Source organism: Haloarcula pelagica (genome assembly GCF_030127105.1).
GTDB lineage: Archaea > Halobacteriota > Halobacteria > Halobacteriales > Haloarculaceae > Haloarcula > Haloarcula pelagica.
On the sequence record NZ_CP126163.1, the window covers coordinates 13,022 to 39,865 of the forward strand.

Below are 26,844 nucleotides of genomic sequence, written 5' to 3' on the forward strand. Positions count from 1 at the left end.
AGGACGGCGTTCTCACAGCAGTTAGAGCGCCGTCAGTCCAGACAAGAGGCGAAGCTGTCGCTCACGGACAGGGCTGCTACTGGACGCGGGCAGCTTCAGCCCGCGTCCAGCTGGCTGTATGTCGCCGAGATGCCGACACCGTTGGTTGGCGCTTCCCACTTCCGGCCCAACCTGTCGTCGAGAGCATGGTCAATCCACTCGCGGAATACTTCGAAGCGGAACCAGACAGGGAGTGCTCGCCCGCCGCGCCGCGGCGGGGCGAGCACGCCCCATCGCACGATCAGCCAGAGATTCCGCAGGAGGAAGCTCACGAAAACGAACAACAACCACACGGTTGGATCAGTCGTACTCGTCCGCGCACGTGCTTCGCGCATCGTTCAGAAGACTGTCTCAATCGCTGAACGTTTCTCGTAGAGGGCTTCGACTTCCTTGGGCGTGCGATCGGTCAGATCGCACGCCACGCAGGCCCGGACGAGCAACCCGTGCTTGCCTCAGTTGCCCTGTTGATAGGAAACACAGACCGCGAGCGGGAAGCGCAGTTCCCGCTCGCTTCCTTCATACATCACGCACTCCGTCCAGTAGGAAACCGTCGTGTCCAGTTTCTCGGCCATCTGTTTCCCACGGCGGATGATCGGGAGAGCGACTGGTGCTGTGGCATCCAGTCGCTCGATCGAAGAGCCGTCGTAGAATCCACGGTCAGCAAGGAGTCCAGCCACGTCGAATGGAAGGACTGCGACGTGGTCGGGCAGTCGCTCGACCGCGTCGCTTTTGGGTTCATCACTGCGGACGGGAGTGACTGCGACGGCAAGCGGTTTCGCCCGACAGAGGACGAATCCAGCGAGGTAGCGATGGCACTGAGAGGTGCCATCGCGGGGTTTCGTGTGGCAAAGTTCGCCAGCCTCAGCGTGTGGACAGCCGTGGTAGTGGATATCGACGAAGTCGAGGCAGATGATCCTCGGGCCGGGGCCGAGGATCATCGCCGCCTGCTGGGCGAAGAGGTCGTTAACGACGGTTTCGAGTTCGTTAGGTGGGACGGTGTGAAGCTGAGCGAGTGTGTAGTCGTCGGAATACGTTCCACGAGTGGTGTCGGTGACAGCCTTGATGGATTTTTGATCGACAGCGGCTTGCAGGAGTGTCTGCCGGATGATCCCGGAGTCGAAGCCGCAGCCTTCGACTCCGGGGATCGGTATCTCGGCGAGGAGACTCTCCGCTAAGGTTTCAACATCTGAAGCCGTAAGGACAGTGTCTGGATGGTAGAGGCAATTCACAACACCCATCCAGACGCTCTCTACGAATCTAACCCCATCAGTCTTGACTAACTCCTGACTCGATGAGAACTACCGATTGTGGGTCGGTGAACACTCCTGCCCCGGCTGCGGGTTCGAGGCGGACAGGGACGTGAACGCGGCGTGGAACATCCGTTCTGGCGGTCCACAAGATGTAGGAGTGGGACACTCCGAACGAACGCCTGTAGAGACTGCGCTCCCTATGGACACCTCCGTGTCTGCAAAGTGCGTCGTGGAAGCAGGAAACCCAACCCTCAAGGAGCGAACAGCGTCAGCCGTGAGGGAGTAGGGGAGGGTAGTTCACTCGAGAGCTTGGTGGTACGGTTTTTGTGCGATAGTTGCACGGATTTCAGCAATCGCGTCACGGCCGGCGGTACTGCCGCCTCCACCACAGCGAGTACTTCCCGCCGCGATATCTTCACACCAGACTCGGTGAGCGCGTCCTCAGGACGGGCGTTGAGTTCCCTGATGGTTCCCACACTCAGCAAATACGGAACGGACCACGCGGCGATCGTATTCCCGTGCGTGAGTGGCATCGCCTCGATGTACGCTTGGGCGTCATCGAGGAACGTCTCAGCGTGAGAGGCAGTCCGTTCGACGACCTTCGCTGCTGATTTTCGGTTACTGGGACAGAGGAGATCACCTTGGTCGATCCCTTCGTCAGCGAGCCACTCGGCGGGGAGGTAGACGTTGTTTTCCTCTGTGTAATCGTCGTACACGTCTTTCGAAACGTTCACCAGCTTGCAAGAGGAGTCCAAACTCGTCCGCTGTGTCGTACAGCTTTCGAGGGCGTTTCTGAGAGACGCTCCCTCGCGTGAGGAGATTCGTAATAAGCCTGCCGACGGTACCAGCAGCGTAGTAACAGTATTGTTCGAGTTCGGAGCGATCGTTGATACGGAGTCCACCAGTGTCTGCGTAGCGCTCAACAAACATTGACATTCCGTTAACCATCTCCCGGACCAGCGGAACAACGGCCGTCTGTACGGATTCTGGTTGGTTGGTGAACGTCGCCCAAAGCGTCGGTAACTGAGCGACGACAGACCAGTCGGCGTTGCGGTCGGCTGACGGTGGCAACCAGCTGTCGACAGCTGCCCGGAACTCCTTCATCGTCCCGTTGCTGGAGGGATCGAGCGCGGCGTCGAACGTTTGGAGGAGATCCACCTGCGATTCAGGTGAGATATGACCGGCGTCTTCAATGGTATCAGCAACCCGACATAGAAGATACCCCAAGCAGATCTGCGAAGACATTGGCTCTTCCAGTATGTCGACGGTCAAGGCAAAGGTACGTGAGACGCCCTGTACTGCTTCGTGACACCACGCGATATTTGACTCAGGAGATGGAGCAGGCACCATTTCGGGATCCTATAGTGTAGTGAGGAAATGTATACAGAACAGAAATCCAAATCCACCGGATACTGCCACCGAAATGGGCAGTACTGTTTTTTGTTGGGTACCGCATATATGATGCCCGGGATACAGGGCAACCAAGCCGACAAGTGGAATAAACACGCGTGAGAGTCTCGCCGAGATCAAGTTGACGAGGATATAGAGATAGTTCTCTTCGTTCCACGCCCGTACCGTATTTCTCAACGATTCTTGTAACTCATTCATATCAGATGAATGCCTAATATACGAATTCTTGTCGGATATTCAATTGGCGTGTTTAAATCATTTGGGATCTCTTGCTTAATGTCGTGCGAATCCGCTATATGGTAGCTCCTATCGTTTCTGACTGTTGATTCAATTTCTGGATTGACATGAACGGGAGCCGAACTCGAGGAAGGCGTTCCTTCGGGCGAATTCGACGATCTTGTTTCCCTGCTTTCGGACGTGCTAACGCGTTACTGTCGATTCACCGCCGTCTTCTTCGATATCGTCTTCATCTGGGATGATCGGAACCCGTGCTTCCAGCGCGATGCCACGGTCAACGGCTTCTTGTGCAATACCCGTAGCTGCAGCAGTGAGCGTCCGTTTGGTTTGTTCGCTGAACTGCTTCCACGCATACGAGAGTGATTGCTGGGACGGTGCCTTCTCCAAATCGAGTGTCTTCAGGAGTGATGGTAGGTTTTCGAGACGATCTGCGACCTCGCTCTGGGCGAGGTCGTAGATCTCCCGATAGAGATACACCCGAGCCAACGGTTCAGTGCCGTTTGCGGATTTGTGTTGCTGGCGACTATCGGTGAGTCCGTCAACTGGAATCGATACCTCTCCGAGAACACGCCAGAGATGATCCACTGTTTCACAGACTTCTCCAGCGTGATAGACGATCGCCCCCGCGAGCGCGGGGGCGTCGTCACCTGCCGACATCCGTTTTGAAGTCATCGTAGTTCTGGGCGCGGCGGCGAGCGGTTTCAAGTCCTCACATTAGTCGCAAAAACGACCGTTTCAGAATCTGACCGAACTCATAACTGTCTCGTCATACGGTACTGTCGCCCAACGAATCTATCAACAAGCTAGTGGTTGGTAGAATTTGAGATCCCGAAAAAGTGGACTTTCCCTTTGCACAGTAGTTGAGACTAGCTCTCTCAATGCATAGAGCCCAGGCCAGTTGCTCGACTTGCCGACAAGCCGTATGATACTCAGACCCCCCCGCGCACGAATTCAGCAGTTACACTGAGGAGAAGTACGACTGACCGAAGCGAAGCAGATCTCGGTCAAATTCGTCCGGGTCGTCGACTCGAAAGTGGAAGAGCTGATTTCGCATATCCCCGATTCCAAGCACTAGCTCGCGAATTACATCCTGTTGATCATCGAAGAGTGATTCGAATTCTGCCCAGTGAATCGAGATGAATTGGGCATAGTGTGCGTAACTACAGTGCTCGATCGACGCTGGCGTTGGCAGTGGGTGTTCCTCGTCGAACGTTTCGGCCAGCTGCTCCGACAGCGCATCACCGAACACCCGCGTGAAAATCTCGCGCAACTGCATCTCGATGGACTCGATCAACAGGAATGGCTCGAGCATCTGTTTCAGTCGCGTCAGGAGGTCGTAGTCGGTCAGAATCCGCCACTCGTCATCTCGATTTACCACGATGTACGTATACTCTGCGAGTGAATCGAATACGGCAAGAAGGTTCTCGTCTTCACTGATGGTGTGTGCATCTTCGACGGCCGCTCCGACCGAGATCTTGTCGAGCGTTTTGTGTCCGACCTCCAGCCGCTGGAATGCAAGGAGGGTCCGGACCACGGACCTGTAGGTGACAATCCCGACGAGTTCGCTGTCACGTTCGACACCAATCTGGGTGTAGCTGTTCTCGAACATCCGACGAAGCGCCGATTCGAGCCCGAGGTCATATTTGACGGTCTGGAGGGTGTTCTCGATGGGCAGGTCAGCGATTGTGTACATGGATGCTCAGAAAGTTGGCCCGTAGCTAACTATGCGTTTCCGTCCGTATCCAATCGACCGCTGTGTCCACGTTCACTGGTGTTCGGTTAACCTCGAATCGACGGTTTTGTACGGTTTGAGCACGGCCGGCCCCACCGCGTACGCCCGACTCAGGCAATCTTGAACCACACAGAATACTACTGAGAGTGTTAACTGACTCGATGGAAATTCTGCTATCCCATGAGAGCGTGGAACAAGATATGGGACGCAAGAGACCGATCCGTGTTTCGTGCCGTCGAGCACGTTTAACTGACTGGTCTAAGTGCGTAAGAAGCCGAGGATTGGGCGCTACAGCCCGGATGCCGCGGGGCGCGGCATCCGGGAAAGCCCGCATAGGTGAATCTCTGTTCCATGCACTGGCGTCCCGGAGTGAGAATCAATGTACCTTGGAATTGATGTTCACAAGCGGCACGCACAGGTGGCAGTAATGGATGAAGACGGTGAGATTGTCGAAGAGGTTCGCGTCGAGAACGCGAACCTCGACGAACTCGCCCAGCGGTACGCTGGTGCCGAGGCCGTCATCGAAGCGACCACCAATTACTACCACATCCACGACACGCTGTCAGAGCATTTGGATGTGACTGTTGCTCACCCTGGGAAACTCTCGCTGATCGCAAACGCGGACAAGAAGACTGATCGCGTCGACGCTAAAGAGTTGGCGCGGATGGGTCGGTTGAATTCAGTGCCGGAGAGTTACGTTCCGACCGACGAAATCAGGAAGCCCGCGCACGAGTGCGCGGGCGACAGAAACTGGTAGAGACTCGGACCGACTACGCCAACAAGATCCACGGATTGTTATCCGAACACGGGATCACGCGTGAGATCAAGCCGCTGAGTGTATCGGGGCGAGAGTCCCTTCGGGACCTCTCGCTCCCGACGCCGTGGGACGAGTTGTTAGCGTCGTATCTCACGATGATCGAGACACTGACCGAAGAGATCGAGCGACTCGAAGCTGCAATCGAAGAGCGCGCTGGGTCTCTGAAGGAGACCCGCTGCTGATGACGATTCCCGGCGTAAGCTACTATTCGGCCCTGATGATCTACGCCGAAGTCGGCGATATAGGGCGGTTTGATAGGGACAAAGAAGTCGTGAGTTACGCTGGATTGAACCCGGTGATCCGCGAGTCAGGCGACTCGCGGATCGAAGGTGGTATCTCGAAACGTGGATCCCGGCAGTTACGCTGGATCCTCGTCCAGTGTGCGCGCACAGCCGTCCATACCTGCAACGATGAGTATCTTAGTCGGTTCTACGACCGATTAGCGGGAAAGAAAGGATCGCAAAAAGCGATCGTCGCAACTGCTCGCAAGTTGCTGGTGTCTATCTTCCACATGCTCGACCGAAAGGAGGTGTATAACCCGCCAGGTGTGAGTGTCTGACCGCCGCCGGTCCGGCGGCGGTCAGTAGCCGGGTCGCAGGCCGCATCAGCCACAGCTACCGCACACGATGTCTCCCGCCTGCCACTGATTGAGATCAACATCAGCCTTTCGTCTGGTCATTTCCTAGATTTTGGGTCCAATCAGCGCACCGGTCCAAAATACTATGTCGTCAACGGTGGTTTGTTCAGGTAGCAGAATTTCCATAGGCGAACACGGACAATCCACGTTATTCAGTAGTCCGAGAGATCTGATTGTTGGTGTGATTGTCTGCCAGTGAGCACGTACGGTGCAATAGTTCTAAAGAACTCTGCGAGGAGGACAAGCAGTATTGGGCCAAGAAAAATACCGTAGAAGCCGAATGCGATCGGTCCGAGTATATACGCAAACATCAGTAGGCCAATATGCGTCCGGTTGCCGCTCACATACGGGCGAATCAGAAAGTCAGGAATCGTATCGACGACTACGAACGCTAAAAGGAGAAACAGAATCACGAAGCCAAACGCGCTTGGCTGACCACTGGCGACGGCTGCAACCGCGAGAATCGCTCCGACGGGGAGATACACGATTTTCATCCCAACAACTGGAATTAAACTTCCTGCTCCTGTGAGTGCACCGACTAGGGGCGCAAATGGAACTTTTACTGCTCCGGGTGCAACGAGATTATATCCAGAAAAGACAAGAATCCCGATAATTCCCGTCACAAATGCGTTCAGGATATTACCGAAGAGAATAGAAGACAGTTCATCGTCAACAGCTACTGCGTATGACTCGACAACGCCTGATTCATCAAAATTGTCGAGGAACCAGCCTACGAGCTGCGAACCATCGGTGAGTAAATAATACGTTCCGGCCAGAAGAATGAATCCATGGAGTGCTGCGTTTGCGATGAGGCCTACTGAATCAATCAGCGTAGTCACTATTCGTTCTGCCCACGTTTGAACTGCGGGATTGTTGAGAATCGCTGCAACCTCCTCAGGACTCATTGCAGTATGTCACTGATCTCTAACCCTACAAGTGGTGCCGGAAGTCCACTCCCTTGTGCCGACTGCAGTGCAGAGAGATATGCTGCACCAGGACCGTTCCCGCCGACGAAGCGCTGGATCTCGGGTACCACTAGCACAAGGGTATAGGTGAGCAAGAAGAGAAACGGCAGCAGGAAAACAGCAATCGTAGTCACTGCAAGCACCTGACGGCGATAGGGAAGGTAACGGCCTTGGAGTCGCGATGGAAGCGAGAAGTTATCGAGCTTTCGATAAATTGGGCGGCTTGCATAGTAGAGAAAAACCGTGAACACGAGCGTCGCCTGAAACTGAATTAAGACAAAAACGACAGCAATCAGCAATCCTACCCCTCCTATTCCGAAAAGAATTCTTCGCCGTAGTCTTGCGTCGTAATTCATTCAGCTAATGATTACAACGGTATGGAAAAGGTATGTTGATATTGGAGTGCTGGCTTTCGCTCGTTAACCTACAATCGTGGTTGGCTCATTTATCGCCCAGAAGACAATGCGAAAAACATCATGACGCAATCGCCGTGAGAAACCAAGACGACATCTGAATTGTCGGCTGATCTGCTTGAACCCAGCGAGACACCGTCACGGAGGTTGTCTAATGTTTACAAAAAGAGCGATCACCACCGACAATCAAAGAGGAAAAAGTAACCACGGGGGCTATCTGAAAAGACGACCAGCACGCCACTCCCACAGTGACTCAACTGATATCCAAACCAATATCCAGAGGGCGGTCAGGCCCACCACAAGAACTGTAGTTGAGAGCACCCCGAACGGTTCTACCGTTCTGAATAGGAGGGGTGTGAAAATGAGGATCAGGACTACAACAGATCCCAATCCGGCGAGTGCACATACAAAGTGCTCAATCCGTGAAGGGGTGGATAGCTGATTGCTAGCTGGTCTTGCCTCCTGACTGACCGAGAATGGTTTGCTCATACATACCACCTTCTGAATAAAGCTTCGTGATTGTCATATAAAAAATCTTGGTAGCTATTCACACAGCCTGAGGATTCCTCCGCTTTCAGGCGGGGAGAGGATGTTACACCCCGTATATTATCATAGGAGACGTGCCAACGCTTGTGTCTATGCTCTCGTCCTTCCTTGTCCCGCTTCAATCGCACGGAATTCACCGAAACAGTGGCAGTAGTCGCTGCAGCAGTCATCGTCGGTGCTGTGATCTGGTTCCTGGGAAAACGCCTGAGAACCCGACTTCGAACGGAGAACGCCGAAGTCGTCCGGGCGGGACCCCTCCTGGTTGTGGCAAGCGTCGCCGCCGTCGTCTTGGTGCTCCGATGGAATGCGGCTGGGACCGCACTCTCGGTCGTTGGTGTGCTTGAATTCGGTATCGAGGCTGGTGTCCGCCTCCTACTTACGATACTCCTGTTCGTCGCCGCGTACACCGTCACCCGTATCCTGAAGCGGTTCCTCCTCGGCAGTGGCAGCTCGAAACACCGCGTCACGTCCGACCACCAGCGTCGGGTCAGCTACTACGTCACTCAAGTCGTGATCTACGTTTTCGCCGTATTCGGAACGTTCTCACTGTGGGGTGTCCAGCTAAGCGATCTTCTGCTAGGAGCCGGCGTCCTGGGTATCGTGCTGGGGTTTGCGGCCCAGGAGACGCTCGGATCGATCCTCGCGGGGTTTATCCTCATGCTCTCGCGCCCGTTCGCCATCGGGGACTGGGTCCGAATCGGCGATCACGAGGGATTCATCACCGAGATCACCATCAACAACGTCCGCCTCCGTAATCTCGACGGCGAACACGTTGTGCTCCCGAACGAAGCCGTGAACAATCGAACGATCATCAATCGCAGTATCGAAGGAAAACTTCGGCTCCGGGTCGAAGTCGGGATCGATTACGACGTTGATCCCGACCATGCCGAAGCTGTCGCTCTGGACGCACTCACGGAACTCGAGGAGATCATGACTCAGCCCGCCCCGCAAGTACTCCCGGCTCGATTCGACGATTCAGCCGTGATACTCGAACTGCGATTCTGGGTCGACAAAACCGACTCCACAACGGAAATGGCGAGCCACGCAAGTCGTCATCCACAATGTCAAGGCCGCGTTCCGACGGGAGGGAATCAAGATCCCGTTCCCGCAACGTGAACTCATGGGGAGGAAAGAGACCGGTGGCTTTCGAGTCGTTGACGACGAGCTGAGCGGCCAACCTGAGGTGGATTCATACCCGCCGACCTCATCGACAGATCGATCCGAGTGAGCAGGAGCAGCGTCTCTTCCTTGATCACCTACTTCCTTCAAGTCGCAACGGACACAGGAGACGGCTATAACACGGGAACGATTAGTGAAGCCGATAGCGACAACAAACTCGACACAGAACCAAAATTCCGAGTGTTACCACAGCCGAAAGAATGGGTCGCGCGAGATCCGGATGGATGATCCGGACATCGTACGAGGGCTCCTGCAGTCGCTGCTGTTCGTCACGCAAGCCAGGGATACGCCTGTCGTCCAGACTAAGAGCTACGATGAGGTTGAAGAGGCACTGATCGACACGATCGTCTCAGGATTGTTCGCAGATGAATCGATGTCATCTAGTGTCTGATTCGGACACTCGTGGGTGAACGCTGAGCATTCGCCTACCGCTCTCAGTGGTTGACATCCTCCCCCCGCGAGCAGGTTCGCGGCGCGACGCTCCGAGACGAACGTCTTAATTGGGAACATCGCTCGTCGGGTGACGCCGTCGCGTCATCCTTGCCTGCTGTGACTTCCAGCTACTACTGAGCATTGACCAACAATCCCCTACCCAAGAGCGCTCATAATTGTCACATCCCGCTTTGCTGTAACAGCATGACCGCAGCGAGTGCAGTAAAAATGTCTGGGAGAACAGTAAATAGGCCAATCCCAGTCGGCTCGACGCCAAAAACAACCCACACGATCGGATTTGCCCAAATAGCATACAGAAATAGCGAGACGTTGATGAGAAGCAACGTCCGCGTGAACGGGTTAGGAAGACGCCGATAAATGCGGAAATACGTTACTGCCACTCCGAGAAGAATCGCTGCGGTGAAGATCGAGACGAACACTTTTGTTAGGATAAACAGACTTCGAATAAGATGTTCTCCCGAGAACGGTTGCTCTAAGAGCATCCAGACAAGGAGCGTCACTCCGAGTGCGACACTCGCCGCTATAGTGACTAATAGAACCGTTCGCCGGGTCGTCTCTGTCTCATCAAATTTCATCTGTATGCTACTCCCGCTCATTCTGTGTCTCTCCGTCTGATTCCATGTTCGCACCTGCCCCTGGTGATGATGATTCAGTCGGTAATAGTTCGGCCATATCTGCTTTCCGAGCTACTTGCTCGAGGATGTCCAGATTCTCTTTCATCTGATCAGTTAGAAAATAAGTCATTCCGTATCCGTCGCCCATCGTGGTTAATACCCCGTTCTCACAGAGCAGGTCAAGATGATGGCGGGTAGTTTTGTAGTCTAACTCTAAGCTCTCCGAAAGCTGATTTGCGTTCATCGGTGTCTCGTGGAGTGTGAGGATGATGCGAAGGCGATTCCGGCCACCTCGTGAACCACCAATCAACCACCAGAGAACCCGACGCATCTGTGTGCGACTACAACCGGGAATATAAAAATATGAGTGGATTGAATCTGTAGGATATACGAGGACCGATTGGGATAATCGGTCGCTCATGGGAGGTTGCGCCAGCAGGGAATCAGTTCTGTCAACCACAGGATACCCATTCTACTGTGATTGTACTATGCTCCAGCAGCTATCACTCCAAGGCCCGCGGATAAGATTATTTGCCGAATTTTACCACACGTACAGACAGACTTGAGCCAGAATTGCACCCAAATTCATCCAGACTGCGTGAGATCGATTCGCTCGGTAAACAGAAATCTGAAATCTATGTCAGAAAGCGGTGGTGTGGAGTCAAGTTCGGTTACTGGTTCGCGACTCTATCTGAATTTGGGTGTAATTGTGCGTCGATCTGGTCTGACTTCTGGCTCAAGTCCGGCAAAAGAGTAACCCCGAGTAAATACTTCCTACGAGTGTAATGTCAAAATCCGTCTCTGGTGAGCGCTACAATACACGATATTTACCACACAGCTATGTTTCTACCATTACTTCTTGGAAATAATGAATCGAGGCAATAGTATGACTACCGGCCGCTCCCGCTTAGAACTGGTGGCTTCGCTCATGATACTCTTGATGCTGGTGATCAGCGTATTCGCACTCACTACCCCCGTCGCATCTGCCCAGTCGAGTGGGACTGCAATCGCGATCTCAAATGTCACTACAAGCACTCAGACGTCAACCGCGGGAGAGCCGTTCTCACTCCGGGTCACGATCTCGAACTATCCCAATAGCCAACGGACAGCGAATCTTAATGATCTCGTCGTTGAGGTTGATGGCAATCGAGAACACATAGTAAATGGACTCGGTCAATTGACGCCTGGGTCACAGATGACTGTATCCGTCCCAGTGACAATCAATGACCCCGGACAGAAAACTATCAGTCTCAAACTGTATGGGAGTACCTCTGGAACGGTAATTAACGTCCAGTCTCAATACGTCGTGGACGTGCGCGAGCCACAACGCCCGAGTTTGGGGATTGCTGTCACTGAACCCAAGACTGGTGACACGGGAGGTGTCACGGTTTCTAATCCGGTCGTCGGAGCGACACGGCAGGTGAACGTAACTGTCGCCAATGGGAACACAGAACCACTCCGTAACGTCCAATTGCGTCTGGACGGTGATGCGGATATCAAAAATTCCCGACGGATTAGTGCTTCAATCGCGTCCGGAGACCAAACCAGCCACACGTATCGGGTGAAGTTCTTCCGGTCCGGACAGCAATCACTCAACGCGACACTTACATATGATACTCCGTCCGGAAAGACACGGACGGTGTCTCAAGTTGACACCGTCAACGTTGATGCGGCGACGAGTGATGTGACACTGGATGTTTCCAATCAGATTCGTAATGATTCATCGGTCATCCTTACAGAACTCCATCAGTTCGGCAACGTAGAACTCGAGGACGTACAGATCCGTGCAGTGAATGATGGAAGCACTGTTGCCAGAGTCCCTATCTCAAACGTTCCGGGAGATGGATCCCGAAATGTCGCTCTGGATGATAACGATATTCCAGCCGGCAACATCACGATTGTGGCAACGTTCACCGCCGGGACAGATCGACAGACCATCCAACAGAGTCTCCGGTACTCAAAATATTCTCCAGCGCCAACCTCTGCGATTGCACTAACCGATGTTGGAATCACCCGGAGCGGGGGAACGTTGACCATCGAGGGTGAGGCAGCGAACGTCGGCACCGCACAGGTGAATTCGGTTCTGATCAGTGCTGCTAACACGGATGCCGTAACGCCCGTTTGGCCGACAAAAGAATATTTCATTGACAACATCGACTCAAATGAGTTCGAAACGTTCGAAGCGACGGTGAACGCCTCGTCGAATCTTGACCAGATCCCGATTCAAGTAGAGTACACCATCAACGGCCAGCGGGTGTCCAGCACGCTCCCCGTTGATATCGGCACCATCGAATCTCAGTCAGACAGCAACCAAGAAGGTGGCTCCCCGCTGCTAGCAATCGGTCTCCTCGTGATCGTGGTAGTCGGGGCTGGGATCGGAGTGTATCGGTGGCGAAACTAATGAGCATCAACGATAGCTTGCCAGCTGGTCCGTTGAGTAGTCTGATAACTGCCTCATCAAGGATACTCAGATAATGCCACCAGCAATACAGATACACGACGTTACGAAGCGGTTCGGTTCCTTCACGGCCGTCGACCGTGTCGACTTACAGATCGAACAGGGCGAGGTGTTCGGGTTTCTCGGCCACAACGGTGCCGGAAAGTCGACACTGATCAACATGCTTCTGGACCACATCCGTCCGACTGCGGGTGACCTAGAGGTGTTCGGCGCCGACTGTCAGACGGACAGCGTCGAAGCGCGCAAGCACATGGGGATCCTTCCGGACGGGTATGGTGTGTACTCCGGTCTCACGGGCCGCCAGCACGTCCAGTTCGCAATGGAATCCAAGGGCGTCGACGGCGAACCACTCAACCTGCTCGACCGAGTCGGTATTACGGAGGCAGCCGACCGTGCTGCTGAGGGTTACTCAAAGGGGATGACACAGCGCATGGTGTTTGCAATGGCACTCGTTGGTGAGCCCGACCTCCTCATTCTTGACGAGCCGACGTCGGGACTTGACCCGGCGGGTGCACGGTCGATGCGTGAAATCATCCTCGAAGAGAACGAGCGAGGGGCGACTGTCTTCTTCTCGAGTCACATCCTCGAACAGATCGAAGCGGTTGCCGATCGTGTCGGTATTATGCACCAGGGCCAGCTTGCAGCCGTCGACACGATCGGCGGGCTGCGAGATATGGCTGGCGGTGAGACGAGACTTCTCATTGCGACCAACAATCTCGAAGACACACATATCGATGCGGTCGAAGCACTCGACGAGGTCGACAAAGCGGGGCTCACCGACGAGGGCCGGCTCGCGGTCACGTGTGCGAAGGGCGCAAAGATGGACGTACTGCTTGCGTTGGACGAACAAGGCGTCGAGGTGCTCGACTTGACAACCGAAGAGGCATCGCTTGAGGACCTGTTCGTCGAATATACACGGAGAAGTGAATGACGAGATGGCTGACTGTGGCCCGGAAGGATATCCGCGGCCTGATAGGGAGCCGAACGGGGAAGGCCGGCATCGCGTTCGTTGTCTTGATCTTCGTGTTTGGCGGGTATATCGTTCCAACGACGGCGTCCGACCCGACGATGACTGACTACGATGGGTTCATTCGCGGGATCGCGTTGTTTCTCGTTCCCTTGTTCGGGCTGTTGCTTGGCTACCGTGCGGTAGTCGGAGAGCGAGCCGCGGGTCGCTTGACACTCACGTTGTCTTTCCCACATTCCCGAGCGGATATTGTGTTCGGCAAGATGATCGGACGTGGACTTGTCCTGTTCGTGACGATCACGGTCGGTGTTCTCGGTGGCGCCGCACTCATCGAGTATCCGTTCGGGAGCGTCGCGCTCGACAGGCTCGTAAGCTATCTGGGCGCGACCCTCCTGTTTGGATTCGCGTTTCTTGCGGTTGGGATGGCGCTCTCGACACTGACCGCGTCGCTTCGCCGAGCGACGGTTTTCACATTCGGGTTATTCTTCCTATTCGTCGTCGGATGGCCGCAGCTCACTGGGTTCTTTCTGCAAGGGCTGGAGTACCTGAACCTGGCAAGTGACGAACTTCCCAATTGGGCCGTCTTTGTCCACGGCGCGGAGCCTAGCATGCTGTACAAACGCGTCTTGGACACATACGTGAGTCCGAACAAACTCACCAGCGGGGCGGCTCTCGGCTCCGCCGGGCCGTGGTATCTGCAGGGTGGACCGGCCGCCTGGCTGCTAGTAGGCTGGATTATCCTGCCGTCGATTGGAGGGTACCTCCAGTTCCGGAGGACGGACTTATGAGCTGGCAGGCGATCGCGCGAAACGATCTACGCAAAGCAATTCATGAGCGGGGGGCATGGGCACTCTTCGCTGGATTCTTCCTTGGGTTTGGAGGGCTCGCAGCCTTGCTCGTCCAACTCGGTGATCCCGAGTTTGAGGGATATCTCGACCTTCTTGCACCTGGTGTTGGCCTGCTAGTTCCACTCGCAGGGATCATCCTCGGCTACGAGGCCATTATCGGCGAACGAGAATCGGGGACTGCTGTGCTGTCGCTATCCATGCCACACTCACGAGCGAGTCTTATCGTCGGCAAACTTGTTGGCAGAACGACGCTGCTCGCCGCTGTCATTGCAGTCGCTGCCCTCCTCGCCAGTGTTATTCTTCTGTATTTCTTCCCGTCATTCTCCGCGTCTCGTTTTGTTGGCTTCACAGCAATGTCAACCGTATATGGAACAACGTTCCTCTGGATCGCAGCCGCACTCTCGATGGCATTATCAACGTCGCGTCGGGTGATCGCTGCGGCGTTCGGAGCGTACATCGGATTAACGCTCTTTTGGACCGCACTTGTCAATCTTACAGAAACAGTCCTCTTTCGCTTCCGTTCGACATCGGGAGAACCCGAAACGTGGGTCACGCTTGTGAGTTTTATAGGTCCGAATACATCGTTCAATTACGTGCTTGGAGAGGTACTTGATGCCGGGGCCATTCCCGCTGCCGTTGTAGACTCGTCTGCGGACTTCGTGACACCAGCGGTGGCATTACTCGCTCTTGCAGGGTGGGCCGTACTTCCGGTGATTGGCGGGTTCCTTTCGTTCCGCAAAGACGACCTCTGACATCTTCCTTTGGATTCAGGTGCAGGAATTCTGACCGTAGTGGGAATATTAGGGTTTAATCTATCTGTTTGCCCGGTGCGAGACCCTCCGAGGTTTGATTGACGGGGACTAGAGCATCTGGGAGAGGACGATCGGAAGCGAGAGTATCACCAGCGGCTTCAGCAGCTCACTGTCGGTGACGTTGACATCGCGCGTGCTCACGCAGTACGCCTCAGTTCCGAGTCAATATACGAGGCCAGTGAGACGCGTGCTGCCGCGGCGGCGCTTTTGCGGTCTGTCGTCGCGCGCCCGTACATCGCGCCGTTGACCGTAGCTAGGATATGCTCCGCAACCCGCGACGGGTCGACATCACGGAAAGTGCCGTCGTTGATGCCGCGTTCGACGATGCTCCGGACGGTGGCTGCCAGTCGTTCATCGATCTGCGTGAATTGCTCGCGAAATACCTCGTTCGTCACGGCTTGGGAACGGAGGCCGACTAGAACCGCTTGGAGCTGTCGTTGCTCCTCGTCGGGCTGAAGCGGGAGGAGCTTCTCAATGACGTGCTTGAGATCCTCTGGCGGTTCGTCGCCTGTCTCTGTCTCGATCGTCTCTTCGAATCTATCGACGGCGAACTCGAGAAACGCGACCAGAAGGTCGTCTTTCGTGTCGTAGTGGTAGTAGATAGCAGCCTTCGATTTATCGAGTTCGTCGGCGATTCGGGAAATCGACAGGTCGGCGTAACCGAACTTGAGTAGTGCTCGATAAGTGGCTTCCATAATCTCTTTTTCGGCGGTGCTCCAGTGCTGTTTGGGTGAATCAGAAGTCATAGTCAGTCTGATTGGTTCTCGTCGATCCGTTCCAGTTTGGAGACGTCGACAACGTTGAATTCGGCTGTACACCAGTGGCAGAATCCGAGATCGGGATCGACCGGCTTTCCGCAGGCAGGACAGGTTAGAGATTCATCAGCCTCTGTTGACCCGACAGTATTGTCTGCCTGGAATCTATCGGTTTGTCTTCTAACCTTCGCGATGAGATACGCGTCAAGGGCACTAGCGGCACTGATCAGGACTATCGGGAGAGTCGAGAATGGATCGGTTAGCGTACCCGAACTAAGCGCGGTTATCGTTGACTCGGGGACGAACAGAACTGAAGCAGCAACGATGAGTCCTAACCATCCAAGCGCTCTCAGCCAGCGCCGGAGGTAGAAGTGGCCAAGTCCGGTAACCATTGTCCCCAGAAGCGCAGCGAGTAGTGGATTGTTTCTGAGTGAGACTTGTCCCATACTACTGACTAAACGTTCAGTAGGTGTTAAACCCTTCGTCTAACTGGAAAAGGCCATTGCCAGAGGCATGATAAGATACACACTACATATCCGTATGAACTAGTTCTAAGCCGAATACTCGGTAGATAGCCAAATTATGGCTGAGGATATTGCCTGGTTCGAGGCGATCTACTCTAACGTGAGATGAGGGGAAAGATTGATACTTACCGAACGTTCAGTTAGGGTTGTGGCGCGACCCGAAGCGCCCGAATACACAATGACCGATGAATCTCGGCCCGCTGACGAATTGACAGCATCGTGGCACGGCCGCTACCTGGCTCGCTGGGGCAATGATACACCCCTCTACGAAGCCGTCACTGACGCCGTTTCGACTGTTACCGGCGATGCCCGTTCGGCAGTCGCCTCCCGCTATGATCGGGCGCATGCGTTCGCGCTCAGTCAGCTGTTCGGCGGAGCTGACGGAGCGTCGACGCCATCGACTGGGGTGGTCAAGTTCGTTCTCTCCGAGTGTGTCGTCTCGGTCCACAGCGACGGGCAACTCTCGGTCAGCCTCGCTGACCGTGAACGTAACGCGATTGACTAATCACACACACACATGCATAGACTCATCGCGAACAGCAGACCCGATACAGGATTGACGGCCGGACTCGATCGAACAATCGTCAACCGGAGACTGAATCGGGTTGATGAACCAGCCAGCCCCGAAACTGAGTATACTCCCGATACAATCTCTACAACATAATTCACATGCGACATTTTGGACTCAAAATACGGATGGCCGTCGTCGGTGCACTTCTCGCGGGGTTCTACCTCGTGGCCGTCGCCGCAGCGATGGTCGCGTTCGGCGAGGGCATCCTCCCGATTGCCATCGTCGGCAGCATCCTCTTGATCGGAATCCAGTATAAAGTCGGCAAGTGGGCCGCGTTACGGAGTGTCGGGGCCGAAGACCTGCCTGAGACCCAATACGCAGAGATTCATCAGTTCGTTGAGCGCGTCTGTCGAGAGAAGAAGATGAAGAAACCGTCGTTGAAAATCGCCAGTATGGGCGTTCCGAATGCGTTCGCGGTCGGTCGCCGCGGAAACGGAACCGTGGTCATCTCTCAGGAACTCATTCAACTGCTTGACCGAAGCGAGCTCGAAGGCGTTATCGCCCACGAACTTGCCCACATCGACAATCGCGACGTCATCACGATGCAACTCAAGGCATCGCATCCATCGTCGCTATCGTTGCGCAGTACATCGTGTTGTTCACTGGCGAGAACGACCTCGCAGATTTCTTCCTCGCTGTCGTCGTCGGGAACATCGTCCAGTTCGTCGTGATGATCTTCGTGCTCGCGATTTCCCGGTACCGTGAATACGTCGCCGACGCCGACGCCAGGGATGTCATCGGGCAGGGCGAACCACTCGCTCGCGCGCTTGAGAAAATTCATCAGGGCAACCAGCAGGCCCAACAGTCGGCTGGACGTGCCCAGCGCGGCCGTGGGTCGGCTAATCGGCGCGGCCGCGGGCGGGGGAGGCAGCGCTCCCGCAACGCGAACGTTGATCAGCAGGTGAGCGCACTCTGTATCTCCAGCTCTGACCGTGGCTTCCTCCAACAAATCGTCTCCACGCACCCGCCCATGGAGAAGCGTATCCAGCGGCTCCGCTCGTAGATGCCCGGGGTCCGCGAACTCCTCGCAGTCGTTCTCGGCGTCCTGCTCGGCATTGTGTTGATTGTCGCCCCACAAACAGCACTCCGACTGTCCGTATTCGTTGGCCCGAACCGTCGACGTCGTGGTGACTACGGCACAGACAAGCACGACTCGCTCTCCGACCAGTGGACGTGGCTCATTCGTGGACTCGGTGTCGTATGTCTCGCTATTGCGCTCTTTATCGCGTATCAAACGTATGCCTGACTGGTCCGCCAACACATCTCTATCTCTATAGCTCCAGAGAAACTCATCGATAAGAGATACTGAGGTAGTGAAAATGACGGCAACCCCGGAGTCTCGTCGGGTAGTCTTCCGACGGATCGCAAGACGTTTGTATACTGATTGGCCGGCGTACGATTCGACACCGTTGTACGATCGGACGTCGCTTGCCGGTCTGGAATCGGACGTTCGTATCGTCTCTACAACGTGGTTCAGACACGATGATCATACCTCCGTCGAGCAGTTCGTCTGCTCGCTTCCATTGGCCTATGTTATCTTTGACGCTGAGGATCGCTACGCCGGGCCCACACAATACGAGATGGACACTCTCTTTCGGATGTTCGTACTGAAAGAACTCCACAGCTGGGAGCACGAAACAGTTCTCGTCGACTACCTAGAGAACCGTCCTGAACTCTGTGAGCAACTGGGTCTCGAAACGATTCCGGATCAGTCAACACTGTGGCGAAGCTGGCACGAGCGGTTCTCCGCTGACCTCAGGGAGACAGTCGAGACAGCGGCTAGAACAATCCTCATCAAAGCCCAGAATGCGGGTGTCGCGGTTCCGCGTGAGCCAACACGAAAGCTCCGATACCACGGGAACGAGTCTGGTGAGTCAGACCCGGACGATCAAACTACGTTGGAGCAGGCAGAGAAGATCACCGACCACGTCAGCCGCATCGTTTTCGCAGCGTTCTCGCTGGACCGAGGAAGGGGCTGTGAGATCCACGAGAACGCGTACTGGGACCTCCAGACGTATCTCGGACTCCGAGAGCGGTTGGCTGCGAACGAAGGGGCTCGCAGTTTCGTCTATGAGTCGTCCTGTGACCGAACCCCGATGGGACATGCCCACCGAGAGCATATTCGCGACCTCTCAATTTCAGAGATTCGTGAAATGTACCGACAGGCCGTGAATAGGCTCCTGAATGAGGTCGCGGAGACGGAGCAGTTCTTTCGAGGTGGAATCGTCGCGATCGACATCACCGAAGCCGATCCGTTCACGGGCGACCGAACGGGCCACGAAGACGAGATCATCGGGACGAAAGAGCAGACCGACGAGTACGCCTATCAGTGGGCGACAGTCCAGTTGGTCGGGAACGCCGTCCCAATCGTGCTGGACGCGCGCCCGGTACGGAAAGGAGAGTCACGAAAGGAGATCGTCGAGGACCTGGTGGGTTCGGCTGAGGATCTCGTTCATGTCGATAACATCCTGATGGACCGGGAGTTCGATAGCCAACACGTTCTGGAGATGCTCAGCCAGCGCGGGCTTTCCTACGTCGTTCCGAAACGGATGCAGACCAGCGAGAAAGCGCAGGCGAAGCGATTGCTCCACCGTGATCAAGATCGATATGAGACTGACCGGAAGCTCCACCTTGGGAAGAACGAGTGGCACGAGACGACGCTAATCTACCGTCGGAAAGAGGACTCAGAGCACGACGATCATCGACAGTATTCGGTGTTTATGACGAATTGCGGGAGCGGACACCTTACGGAGTACGGCTACAGGTGGGAAATCGAAAGCGGCTATAGATCGATAAAGCGGTTCATGGCGGCGACGACGTCGAAGGATTTCGGGCTACGGTTCTTCTACTTCGCATTCGCCTGCCTATTGTACTCGATCTGGCGGGCTGTCGATCTGCTCGTGCAGGTTGAGTTGACTGGTGAGTACGAACATTCACCGATCGTAACAGCCGACAACACGCTGACGCTGCTGAAGAAGGAGACTGGAATCGGGTAGAGAGACACTCTGTCTGGGTTAGCGCGCTGTCTGAGTGGCTACACTATTGGACGTCTCGAAAATCTGCCCATACGGTTGGGAGTGTGACAATAATGGCTGCTTGGAGAGTGATCAGGAGCAGTTTTCGCTGACCGAATCGTCCAAATTCACGCATCACAGCCCTGCTAAACCCGCTGTAGTCTCAACTTCCACAACCTCGGAGTTTGGCCCGGTGATGCGCGTCTTATTTTCACGAGAACTGGAGTGAATAAGCTCACATCTGTCGATTCTCCACTGGAACAATACCCCACTTATCTTGCCGCTAGGCACGCATCAGACCCCTATCCTCCGAAACTGTGAACTTCCACGACGTCGTCAGAAGTTGAGACTAGTGGTCTCAATGCATATGGCATTCTGGCGTAGTTCATAAATAGTATGAAGACGTAGCTTGGGATAGAACGATGGCTCGAATCACCGGCTCGTATCCAGACGATCTCGATCTCCTCATCGAGGGCGCTGTCGAGGCTGGTGTGTTCAGTGGCAAGAGCGATGCGTTGCGAGAGTTCGTGCGTGAATACTTCGAGGACCACGAAAGCGAGCGTATTGCAGCTGCGGTCGCCCTCTACGAACGCGAGCGGATCACACTCGGTGATGCTGCGAGACTCGCTGCTGTCGACCGCTGGACGATGCGTGACATCCTCCGTGAGCACGGTGTTGAACTCCGCCTCGGACTCGTCGACGAAGAAGACGCAGTCGACGAAGTAGAGGCGGCGAGCGAACTCGAATTCGGTGATGAAGACTCGTCTGATGAGGAGTCACGTGCCAAATGACAGGTGACGATATTCCAGCGAACCCGAGCGTCCTGAACACGACCGTCCTCTCGAATTTCGCCTACATCGATCAGCTGTGGGTAGTTGCTGCCCTCGCTGGAATCTGTACGGTACCAGTCGTCCGTGAGGAGCTCGAACACGGCGTTGATGACCATCCATATCTTCAGTCGGCACTCGATACACTCGACGACGAGATTCCAGTCGCGACGATTTCGGATACCGTCGCAAACAGAGAGGCGGTTGTCAGTGACCATCTCGATCCCGGTGAAGCACAGGCGTTTGCCTTGGCGGACGGTCGGCTACTGACCGACGACGGGGATGCCCGATCGTTTACGAAAGACCAGGGCGTGACCGTTGTCGGGTCGGTCGGGATGCTGTTGGCTGCGATCGAGGCTGAAAAGATTGATGAGCCAACTGCCGACGAGTGGCTGTCGACATGGATCGATGAAATGGGGTACTACGTGCCACACTAGTCGATTTCGGCATATCGGTGAGATACGCATACCGCCCCCTCCATAGCGGGTGTAGTCTCGATGCATGGACGACAGGGCGTGTCCGAGTACTGGCCATCCCTCCTATTGTGACATCACGAGCTCGAACCGCGCCCCGCCCTCAGACCCGTCTGTCACAGACACCGTCCACCCGTGAGCCTCTACGATCCGTTTTACGATGGTTAGTCCGAATCCGGTCCCCCCACTCGTCGAAGAATGGCCTGGTTCGAAAATCTCCTCGCGCCGATCTGCGGGGATCCCGGACCCATCGTCTTCGACGTAGATAGTGTTCTCATCGACACGTCCGACACGAACGGTCACGTCCGTGCCGCCGTGTTCGATAGCGTTTCGGAACAGATTCTCGAACACGTGCCGTAATCGGTCGCGATCGCCCTGGAAGGTCATCTCATCGGTTATCTCGAGAGTCGCCGCGTCTGTGTCTACCGTTCCCCAGCACTTCCCGACGAGATCGGTCAGACTGACCGACTCCGTTTCGTCTATGGTCTCGCCTTGCCGAGCGAGCGTCAACGTGTCCGCGATGATCGCCTCCATCCGGTCGAGTGCCCGCAGGAGTGGATCGAGGTGTTCGCTCTCCGTTTGTTCATCGAGGATCGTTGCGCGGCCCTGTGCGACGTTGAGCGGATTGCGCAGGTCGTGGGAGATGACACTCGCAAACTCGTCGAGACGCTCCTTTTGCCGACGAAGCTGTCGTTCCCGTTCGACGCGGTCGGTGACGTTCCGGGTAATTCCCACGAGACGGGTTACGTCGCCGTCAGTGAGTACCGGCGCGAGATTCGTCTGCCAGATGCGTGCCTCCTCATCGATTTCTAGCTCTTCCTGATACGAGATCGGCTCACGAGCTTTGACACACCGGTAATAGTTCGCTTCGAGTTCCGCTCCCTCTTGCTCACCGAATACATCACGAGGCGTTTCTCCCCGCACCTCTTCGGTCGTGATTCCGGTTTGTCGCTCGTATGCCGGGCTAAGACGGTCGAACTCGAACGTAATGTCGTCGTCTGAAGCGTCGACATCGAGGAAGAAAATCGCGTCCTCTGCATTGTTGAGGAGGGCCTCGTACTCTCCAGCCAGTTCGCGGAGTTCCCGTTCCTGTTCTTTCCGCTCAGTAATCTCCCGGCTGTTGAGTAGGATACCGTCGATGACATCGTCTTCGAGCCGGTTCCGCATCGTGGCTTCGATCCAGCACCACGACCCGTCGGCGTGTTTGAATCGGACTTCGACGGTCTGGGGTTCGTCCGGGGTCTCCAGAACAGCTTCAACCGCGTCGGCGTTTTTTTCACGGTCGTCGGGGTGTACGTATTCGTATCCGGTGTTCCCGACTAACTCCTCGGGATTGTAGCCGAGCACTCGTGTGACGGCGGGGCTCACGTACGTCATCGTTCCGTCAGTGTCGATGATCGTGGCGATGTCGTTCGACTCTTCGACGAGCGTCCGATACCGATCCGTCTGATTCTCGTTCCGAGTTTCCGATGTCTCAGTGTCTTCCATTGGTCAGTTGTGTTCAACAGGCGTTGCCTGAACGGACGAGTCGGTGGACACCCGGGGAAGGCTCAATATGACTGCTGCTCCACGCGGTGAGTTGTTCACGAAGGTGACTTCGCCACCGTACAGCGAGACAGTCCAGTAGACGATCCAGAGCCCGAGTCCGCTGCCGTGCTGGAGCGGCGTTTCCTCGCCCTGATTGATCGTCTCCAGCTCCTGATCTGGAATCCCCGGTCCGTTATCCACAATTTCGATGTCGATCCACTCTGCAGACTGCTTTTTTTTGGATGGTCTGGTGGTAACCGTCACCTCGGGTTCGGGTTGGTCGTTGTGGACGACAGCATTATCCAGCAGTTCCTTCACTGCCAGCTTCAACCGGCTATCTGCTCGAACGTAGAGTGGGTCAGAACCATCAAGATCGAATGAAGTGGTCGAATACTCTTCAGAAACGGTGGTGACGATATCGCTAACTAACTCCGTCACATTGGTAGCAGTCTCAGCTGATACTTCCTTTTCGAACAATGAGCGCACAGTTTCGGCTTTGTCACCCAGCGACTCCATGGCATCCGATCGTCTTTCGATCGCCCGCACGTGCGCCTGCGATTCGTCATCGCTCAGCGATTCGCGGAGTAGTTCGGCCCGGCCCTGAATCACGTTCATCCCGTTCTTGAGGTTGTGGCGCAAGACGCGATTGAGCACGTCGAGTTGCTGTTTGCGCAACCGTCGATTCGTCACGTCGGACTCGATCGTGACGAAGTGCGTGATCTCTCCGTCGTCGTTCGCTATGGGCGAGATCGTCTGGTCGACGTGATACAGCTCCCCGTTTTTGCGCTGATTGATGAGACTTGCATTCCACTGCTCGCCCGAAAGGATCGTCTGCCACATCCGATCGTAGAACTCCTCGTCCTGTTTGCCTGATTTGATGATGCGGGGGGTTCGACCGACGGCTTCCTCACGAGTATAGCCGGATCGGGATTCGAATTTCGGATTCACGTACTCGATAGTTCCTTCCCTGTCAGTGATGAAGACCGCATGTCCTGCGTTCTCGACGGCTTTTTTGAACAGCTGTAGGTCCATCTCGCGCTCTTTGCGCTCGGAGACGTCCTCCTGGAATCCGACGTAATTCTCGACGGTTCCGGCGTCGTCTCTCACCGGCGCGATACTGACGCGGTTCCAGAACTGACTGCCGTCCTTTCGGTAGTTCCGGAGTTCCACGGACACCGGCTCGTCCTTCTCAACCGCCGTCCGCATTTCGGCGACGGGTTCCTCTCGAGTCGCCTCACCCTGGAGAAACCGACAGTTGCGCCCGAGCGATTCCGATTCAGAATACCCCGTCAGCGCTTCAAATCCCTCGTTTACGTAGATCATCGGGTTGTCCTCTCGGTCGGGATCAGTAATGGTGATCCCGACGGGCGCTTTGTCCATCGCCTGGGACTTCAGTTCGAGCTCTCGTGCGTACGCTTTCCGGTCTGTCACGTCGCGTGCAGAGAGGATTACCGGTGACTGGTCGGAATCCTCGAGCGTCGCGGCCGACACCTCCAACTGTCGCTTTTCTCCATCCTTCGTCTGACATGTGAGGTCGTCGGTCGATCCCTGCCCCGCCTCCTGTACCTGCTGGAGAAAGGACCGAAACCGCTCTCGATCGTCGGCGTGGATCGTCTCAGTCGGGGATACAGAGAGCAATTCGTCGCGCGAATATCCCACGAGGTAACACGCTGCCGGATTACACTCGGTGATCTCGTCGCCAGATGGAGCAACAACGAAGATCGCGTCGTTCGTCGAATCGAACAGCCGCTGAAATCGAATCTGCACGTCCTCGTAGCGCGTGGACAACTCCACCGACTGCTCACGCCTCGCCAACAAATTCCCCACACGACGAAACAGGGTCGTCCGGTCGACGGGTGCAGCCACCACTTCGTCAATGAGCGGTGGGCCGTCGCCGTTCTGCTCTGACGGCAGCGGGACCGTTCCCCTTGACCCTTCCTGTTGGATCAACAGTACGGGCGTGAAGGTCGGATGGGCCTCTTTTTTGTGCTCGCGTAACGTCTCGCGGTACGTCGGTACCATCTGTTCACCAACGAGATAACAATCGACGGGCTGGAGGGTGTCATCGACGATGACGTCGTACCGCTCGTCGAGAAATTCTTCGAGCGCTTCCCGGTCGTTGTCCCCGTGAATAAAGAGTTGTACCGTGTGTCGCTCACTCACTTCGCGACTCGACCGGTCGGTCATGATTGGTCGGTTGTCTGTTGGTACTCGTCTGGAACGCGATGCGTTGAACTACCCTGCATGATCCCTCGAACGGTCTCGAACGGTCCTTCGATAACCAGCCCCTCGCCGGACTCGATAGCAAACCGCTGGAACCGGCTGTCGAAATCACCGAGCCGTTTTTTTACAACGCCGATCGCTCGGTCCAGTTCGCCGTCGACCTCCACATACGTGAGAAACACGATGTTGTCCGCGATGTAGCTGGTGTTCGTACTCGTGGCTTCCGGGATGCCGGTGAGACGGTCCGCCTCGTCCGTGACGATGACCGCGATACCGCGATTTTTGAGTATCCGGGTGAGACCGTGCAGCCGGCGAACGAGTCGCTGATCGCTGCCCTGGAGTGAGATCTTGTAGCCCGAGAGCCCGTCGATGAACACCGCGTCCGGTGCGTGCTCGTCGACCTGGTCGAGGACGTGCTGATCGAACTCCTCGGCCGAACGCACGAGCGGTTCGGTCTCTGTCAGCGCCAGTGATCCCTGCGTCTGCATCTCCGAGATCGGGAGTCCGAGGGTTTCCGAACGATGGACGAACTGGTCGATAGACTCCTCGAAAAGGTATCCGAGTGCTGTCCCACCGTCTTCGACGATGCCCGAGAGTATCTGCGCACCGGTGGTCGATTTGCCGATGCCGGTCGGGCCGCTGATAAACGAGACGGTCCCGCGTTCGATTCCGCCACCGAGGAGACCGTCGAGGGATGCGTGTCCGGTAGAAACGAGTTCCGGATCGAACGTTCGGTTGTCGTGTTCCGGGATGGTCTGTGGGTAGACTTCGATCCCGTGCTCGCGGATTTCGAGTCCGTGAGTGCCGTCTACCTGTCCGAGGCCACGGTGTTTCGGGACCGCGATCCGGCGTTCGTGCTCGTCGAGATACAGGTTGATGACGCCGTCGCTGAGCGATTCGAAATCGTCGTGCGTGCTTTCGCGAGTCCGTTCCCTGTCGAGTGTTCGCGTTGCGACTGTCGTCACCTGCCGGTCCCGGAGAAAGCGGATGAGCGATTGCAAGCGCTTCCGGTACTGGTATTCGTCCCGTTCCACGTACTGGAGTTGTGTTATCGGGTCGATGAGAATCCGGGCCGGGTCGACATCCTCGATTACGTGTTTGATATCCTGCGTGAATTGCTCGGATTCGACTTCAGTTGCCTCGACCAGGTTGTAGGACTTGTCCTCGGCGAAAAAGTCCGTCCCGGGCCCGATGTCCAAAAACTCGGCGTCCCGAATGTCGACATCGAGTCGTGCTGCGTTGACGAGAATGTCGTGTCTGGACTCTTCGCCGTGGATGTAGACGACTGTCTCGTCGGCATCGAGTCCCGCTCGTAGGAAGTGCTGACCGAGAAGCGATTTCCCCGTTCCCGATGCGCCCTGGACGAGGTACGTACGGCCCCGGATATACCCTCCGTTGAGCAGTTCGTCCAGCTCGGGGATACCCGACGCTACCAGCTTGATTTCCTCGTTCGTCGTGTCGCTGGAGTTATCAGGCACCGTATATCACGTCTTGTAAGCGGGAACCGAGAGATATAATTCGGAGGTCTAGATAACGGGACACCTGATAGATAG

At 55.7% G+C, this 26,844-nt stretch carries 20 protein-coding genes and 6 pseudogenes; 14 read left to right on the plus strand and 12 right to left on the minus strand.

Features of this window, described 5'->3' with window-relative positions:
- Nucleotides 1–95: 95 nt before the first annotated feature.
- Nucleotides 96–1,277, minus strand: a pseudogene (locus tag P1L40_RS21185) (ISH3 family transposase).
- Between the two features lie 67 nt (nt 1,278–1,344).
- Between P1L40_RS21185 and P1L40_RS21190 the strand changes: the two are divergent.
- Nucleotides 1,345–1,575 (plus strand): annotated as a pseudogene (locus tag P1L40_RS21190) (zinc ribbon domain-containing protein); the annotation flags it as partial.
- A gap of 11 nt (nt 1,576–1,586) precedes the next feature.
- Here the strand turns inward: P1L40_RS21190 and P1L40_RS21195 are convergent.
- The 3 genes and pseudogenes from P1L40_RS21195 to P1L40_RS21205 all read right to left on the minus strand — a co-directional run bounded on the left by P1L40_RS21195 (nt 1,587) and on the right by P1L40_RS21205 (nt 4,629).
- Nucleotides 1,587–2,639, minus strand: a pseudogene (locus P1L40_RS21195) (phytoene/squalene synthase family protein).
- A gap of 480 nt (nt 2,640–3,119) precedes the next feature.
- Nucleotides 3,120–3,608 (minus strand): hypothetical protein, encoded by a 489-nt coding sequence (locus P1L40_RS21200; protein ID WP_419181211.1) that lies wholly within the window; start codon nt 3,606–3,608, stop codon nt 3,120–3,122.
- A 286-nt stretch (nt 3,609–3,894) separates the two neighbouring features.
- Nucleotides 3,895–4,629 (minus strand): CBS domain-containing protein, encoded by a 735-nt coding sequence (locus P1L40_RS21205; RefSeq protein ID WP_284011643.1) that lies wholly within the window; start codon nt 4,627–4,629, stop codon nt 3,895–3,897.
- Nucleotides 4,630–5,047: 418 nt separating this feature from the next.
- Here P1L40_RS21205 and P1L40_RS21210 point away from each other — a divergent pair.
- Nucleotides 5,048–6,044: pseudogene (locus P1L40_RS21210) on the plus strand (IS110 family RNA-guided transposase).
- Nucleotides 6,045–6,274: 230 nt separating this feature from the next.
- Here the strand turns inward: P1L40_RS21210 and P1L40_RS23435 are convergent.
- A pseudogene (locus P1L40_RS23435) lies at nt 6,275–7,443 on the minus strand (AI-2E family transporter).
- A 747-nt stretch (nt 7,444–8,190) separates the two neighbouring features.
- Between P1L40_RS23435 and P1L40_RS21225 the strand changes: the two are divergent.
- Nucleotides 8,191–9,162, plus strand: coding sequence for a mechanosensitive ion channel family protein (locus tag P1L40_RS21225; protein WP_284011669.1), 972 nt, complete (start codon nt 8,191–8,193; stop codon nt 9,160–9,162).
- A 283-nt stretch (nt 9,163–9,445) separates the two neighbouring features.
- Nucleotides 9,446–9,616 carry a hypothetical protein gene (locus P1L40_RS21230; protein WP_284011646.1) on the plus strand — a complete coding sequence of 57 codons (171 nt, stop codon included), beginning with the start codon at nt 9,446–9,448 and terminating at the stop codon, nt 9,614–9,616.
- Between the two features lie 220 nt (nt 9,617–9,836).
- Here the strand turns inward: P1L40_RS21230 and P1L40_RS21235 are convergent, their stop codons facing one another.
- Both P1L40_RS21235 and P1L40_RS21240 read right to left on the minus strand, forming a co-directional pair.
- Nucleotides 9,837–10,253: a DUF8036 family membrane protein gene (locus P1L40_RS21235; RefSeq protein WP_284011647.1), complete on the minus strand. Its 417-nt coding sequence runs from the start codon at nt 10,251–10,253 to the stop codon at nt 9,837–9,839.
- A 7-nt stretch (nt 10,254–10,260) separates the two neighbouring features.
- A complete protein-coding gene (locus P1L40_RS21240; RefSeq protein ID WP_284011648.1) occupies nt 10,261–10,623 on the minus strand; it encodes a winged helix-turn-helix domain-containing protein in 363 nt (120 codons plus the stop codon).
- A 555-nt stretch (nt 10,624–11,178) separates the two neighbouring features.
- Here P1L40_RS21240 and P1L40_RS21245 point away from each other — a divergent pair.
- The 4 genes from P1L40_RS21245 (at nt 11,179) to P1L40_RS21260 (ending at nt 15,317) form a co-directional block, all read left to right on the plus strand.
- Complete coding sequence (locus tag P1L40_RS21245) at nt 11,179–12,693, plus strand: COG1361 family protein (protein ID WP_284011649.1); 1,515 nt, start codon at nt 11,179–11,181, stop codon at nt 12,691–12,693.
- Nucleotides 12,694–12,766: 73 nt separating this feature from the next.
- The gene (locus tag P1L40_RS21250) at nt 12,767–13,681 is read left to right on the plus strand and encodes an ABC transporter ATP-binding protein (RefSeq protein WP_284011670.1); all 915 of its coding nucleotides are present in this window, start codon (nt 12,767–12,769) and stop codon (nt 13,679–13,681) included.
- Nucleotides 13,678–14,505, plus strand: a complete 828-nt coding sequence (locus tag P1L40_RS21255) for an ABC transporter permease (protein WP_284011671.1) — start codon at nt 13,678–13,680, stop codon at nt 14,503–14,505. Before P1L40_RS21250 ends, P1L40_RS21255 begins: the two co-directional genes overlap by 4 nt.
- On the plus strand, nt 14,502–15,317 hold the full coding sequence (locus P1L40_RS21260) for an ABC transporter permease (RefSeq protein ID WP_284011651.1): 816 nt from the start codon (nt 14,502–14,504) through the stop codon (nt 15,315–15,317). Before P1L40_RS21255 ends, P1L40_RS21260 begins: the two co-directional genes overlap by 4 nt.
- A 197-nt stretch (nt 15,318–15,514) precedes the next feature.
- Here P1L40_RS21260 and P1L40_RS21265 read toward each other — a convergent pair whose 3' ends face one another.
- Entirely contained in the window at nt 15,515–16,123 is a 609-nt protein-coding gene (locus tag P1L40_RS21265) for a TetR/AcrR family transcriptional regulator (protein ID WP_284011672.1), read from the minus strand.
- 2 nt (nt 16,124–16,125) lie between these two features.
- Complete coding sequence (locus P1L40_RS21270; RefSeq protein ID WP_284011652.1) at nt 16,126–16,578, minus strand: zinc ribbon domain-containing protein; 453 nt, start codon at nt 16,576–16,578, stop codon at nt 16,126–16,128.
- A gap of 256 nt (nt 16,579–16,834) precedes the next feature.
- Here P1L40_RS21270 and P1L40_RS21275 point away from each other — a divergent pair, with 256 nt between their 5' ends.
- From P1L40_RS21275 to P1L40_RS21295, 6 genes and pseudogenes are all read left to right on the plus strand, one after another.
- On the plus strand, nt 16,835–17,161 hold the full coding sequence (locus tag P1L40_RS21275) for a HalOD1 output domain-containing protein (protein ID WP_284011653.1): 327 nt from the start codon (nt 16,835–16,837) through the stop codon (nt 17,159–17,161).
- Between the two features lie 191 nt (nt 17,162–17,352).
- Nucleotides 17,353–18,230: pseudogene (locus P1L40_RS21280) on the plus strand (M48 family metallopeptidase).
- A complete protein-coding gene (locus tag P1L40_RS23750) occupies nt 18,231–18,473 on the plus strand; it encodes a DUF6199 family natural product biosynthesis protein (protein ID WP_080505559.1) in 243 nt (80 codons plus the stop codon).
- 73 nt (nt 18,474–18,546) lie between these two features.
- The gene (locus P1L40_RS21285; RefSeq protein ID WP_284011673.1) at nt 18,547–20,223 is read left to right on the plus strand and encodes a transposase; all 1,677 of its coding nucleotides are present in this window, start codon (nt 18,547–18,549) and stop codon (nt 20,221–20,223) included.
- A gap of 440 nt (nt 20,224–20,663) precedes the next feature.
- Nucleotides 20,664–21,032, plus strand: coding sequence for a UPF0175 family protein (locus tag P1L40_RS21290; RefSeq protein WP_284011654.1), 369 nt, complete (start codon nt 20,664–20,666; stop codon nt 21,030–21,032).
- Nucleotides 21,029–21,505, plus strand: coding sequence for a PIN domain-containing protein (locus P1L40_RS21295; protein ID WP_284011674.1), 477 nt, complete (start codon nt 21,029–21,031; stop codon nt 21,503–21,505). Before P1L40_RS21290 ends, P1L40_RS21295 begins: the two co-directional genes overlap by 4 nt.
- Nucleotides 21,506–21,607: 102 nt before the next feature.
- On the opposite strand, the gene P1L40_RS21300 is transcribed toward P1L40_RS21295, so the two are convergent.
- Genes P1L40_RS21300 through P1L40_RS21310 form a run of 3 tightly spaced genes read right to left on the minus strand, consistent with a single transcriptional unit; the run spans nt 21,608 to nt 26,769 of the window.
- Nucleotides 21,608–23,029, minus strand: coding sequence for a PAS domain S-box protein (locus P1L40_RS21300; protein ID WP_284011656.1), 1,422 nt, complete (start codon nt 23,027–23,029; stop codon nt 21,608–21,610).
- 3 nt (nt 23,030–23,032) lie between these two features.
- Nucleotides 23,033–25,255, minus strand: a complete 2,223-nt coding sequence (locus tag P1L40_RS21305; protein WP_284011675.1) for a PAS domain S-box protein — start codon at nt 25,253–25,255, stop codon at nt 23,033–23,035.
- On the minus strand, nt 25,252–26,769 hold the full coding sequence (locus tag P1L40_RS21310) for an ATPase domain-containing protein (protein ID WP_284011658.1): 1,518 nt from the start codon (nt 26,767–26,769) through the stop codon (nt 25,252–25,254). The genes P1L40_RS21305 and P1L40_RS21310 overlap by 4 nt, the downstream gene beginning before the upstream one ends.
- Nucleotides 26,770–26,844: the final 75 nt, after the last annotated feature.

Bases quoted from the DNA above. Each gene is read 5' to 3' on its own strand.
- P1L40_RS21300 (WP_284011656.1), bottom strand. From the start codon at position 23,029: ATGGAAGACACTGAGACATCGGAAACTCGGAACGAGAATCAGACGGAT.
- P1L40_RS21305 (WP_284011675.1), bottom strand. From the start codon at position 25,255: ATGACCGACCGGTCGAGTCGCGAAGTGAGTGAGCGACACACGGTACAA.
- P1L40_RS21235 (WP_284011647.1), bottom strand. From the start codon at position 10,253: ATGAAATTTGATGAGACAGAGACGACCCGGCGAACGGTTCTATTAGTC.
- P1L40_RS21200 (WP_419181211.1), bottom strand. From the start codon at position 3,608: ATGACTTCAAAACGGATGTCGGCAGGTGACGACGCCCCCGCGCTCGCG.
- P1L40_RS21240 (WP_284011648.1), bottom strand. From the start codon at position 10,623: ATGCGTCGGGTTCTCTGGTGGTTGATTGGTGGTTCACGAGGTGGCCGG.
- P1L40_RS21275 (WP_284011653.1), top strand. From the start codon at position 16,835: ATGACCGATGAATCTCGGCCCGCTGACGAATTGACAGCATCGTGGCAC.
- P1L40_RS21255 (WP_284011671.1), top strand. From the start codon at position 13,678: ATGACGAGATGGCTGACTGTGGCCCGGAAGGATATCCGCGGCCTGATA.
- P1L40_RS21270 (WP_284011652.1), bottom strand. From the start codon at position 16,578: ATGGGACAAGTCTCACTCAGAAACAATCCACTACTCGCTGCGCTTCTG.
- P1L40_RS21295 (WP_284011674.1), top strand. From the start codon at position 21,029: ATGACAGGTGACGATATTCCAGCGAACCCGAGCGTCCTGAACACGACC.
- P1L40_RS23750 (WP_080505559.1), top strand. From the start codon at position 18,231: ATGCCCGGGGTCCGCGAACTCCTCGCAGTCGTTCTCGGCGTCCTGCTC.
- P1L40_RS21230 (WP_284011646.1), top strand. From the start codon at position 9,446: ATGGATGATCCGGACATCGTACGAGGGCTCCTGCAGTCGCTGCTGTTC.
- P1L40_RS21205 (WP_284011643.1), bottom strand. From the start codon at position 4,629: ATGTACACAATCGCTGACCTGCCCATCGAGAACACCCTCCAGACCGTC.
- P1L40_RS21265 (WP_284011672.1), bottom strand. From the start codon at position 16,123: ATGACTTCTGATTCACCCAAACAGCACTGGAGCACCGCCGAAAAAGAG.
- P1L40_RS21245 (WP_284011649.1), top strand. From the start codon at position 11,179: ATGACTACCGGCCGCTCCCGCTTAGAACTGGTGGCTTCGCTCATGATA.
- P1L40_RS21285 (WP_284011673.1), top strand. From the start codon at position 18,547: ATGACGGCAACCCCGGAGTCTCGTCGGGTAGTCTTCCGACGGATCGCA.
- P1L40_RS21260 (WP_284011651.1), top strand. From the start codon at position 14,502: ATGAGCTGGCAGGCGATCGCGCGAAACGATCTACGCAAAGCAATTCAT.
- P1L40_RS21290 (WP_284011654.1), top strand. From the start codon at position 20,664: ATGGCTCGAATCACCGGCTCGTATCCAGACGATCTCGATCTCCTCATC.
- P1L40_RS21250 (WP_284011670.1), top strand. From the start codon at position 12,767: ATGCCACCAGCAATACAGATACACGACGTTACGAAGCGGTTCGGTTCC.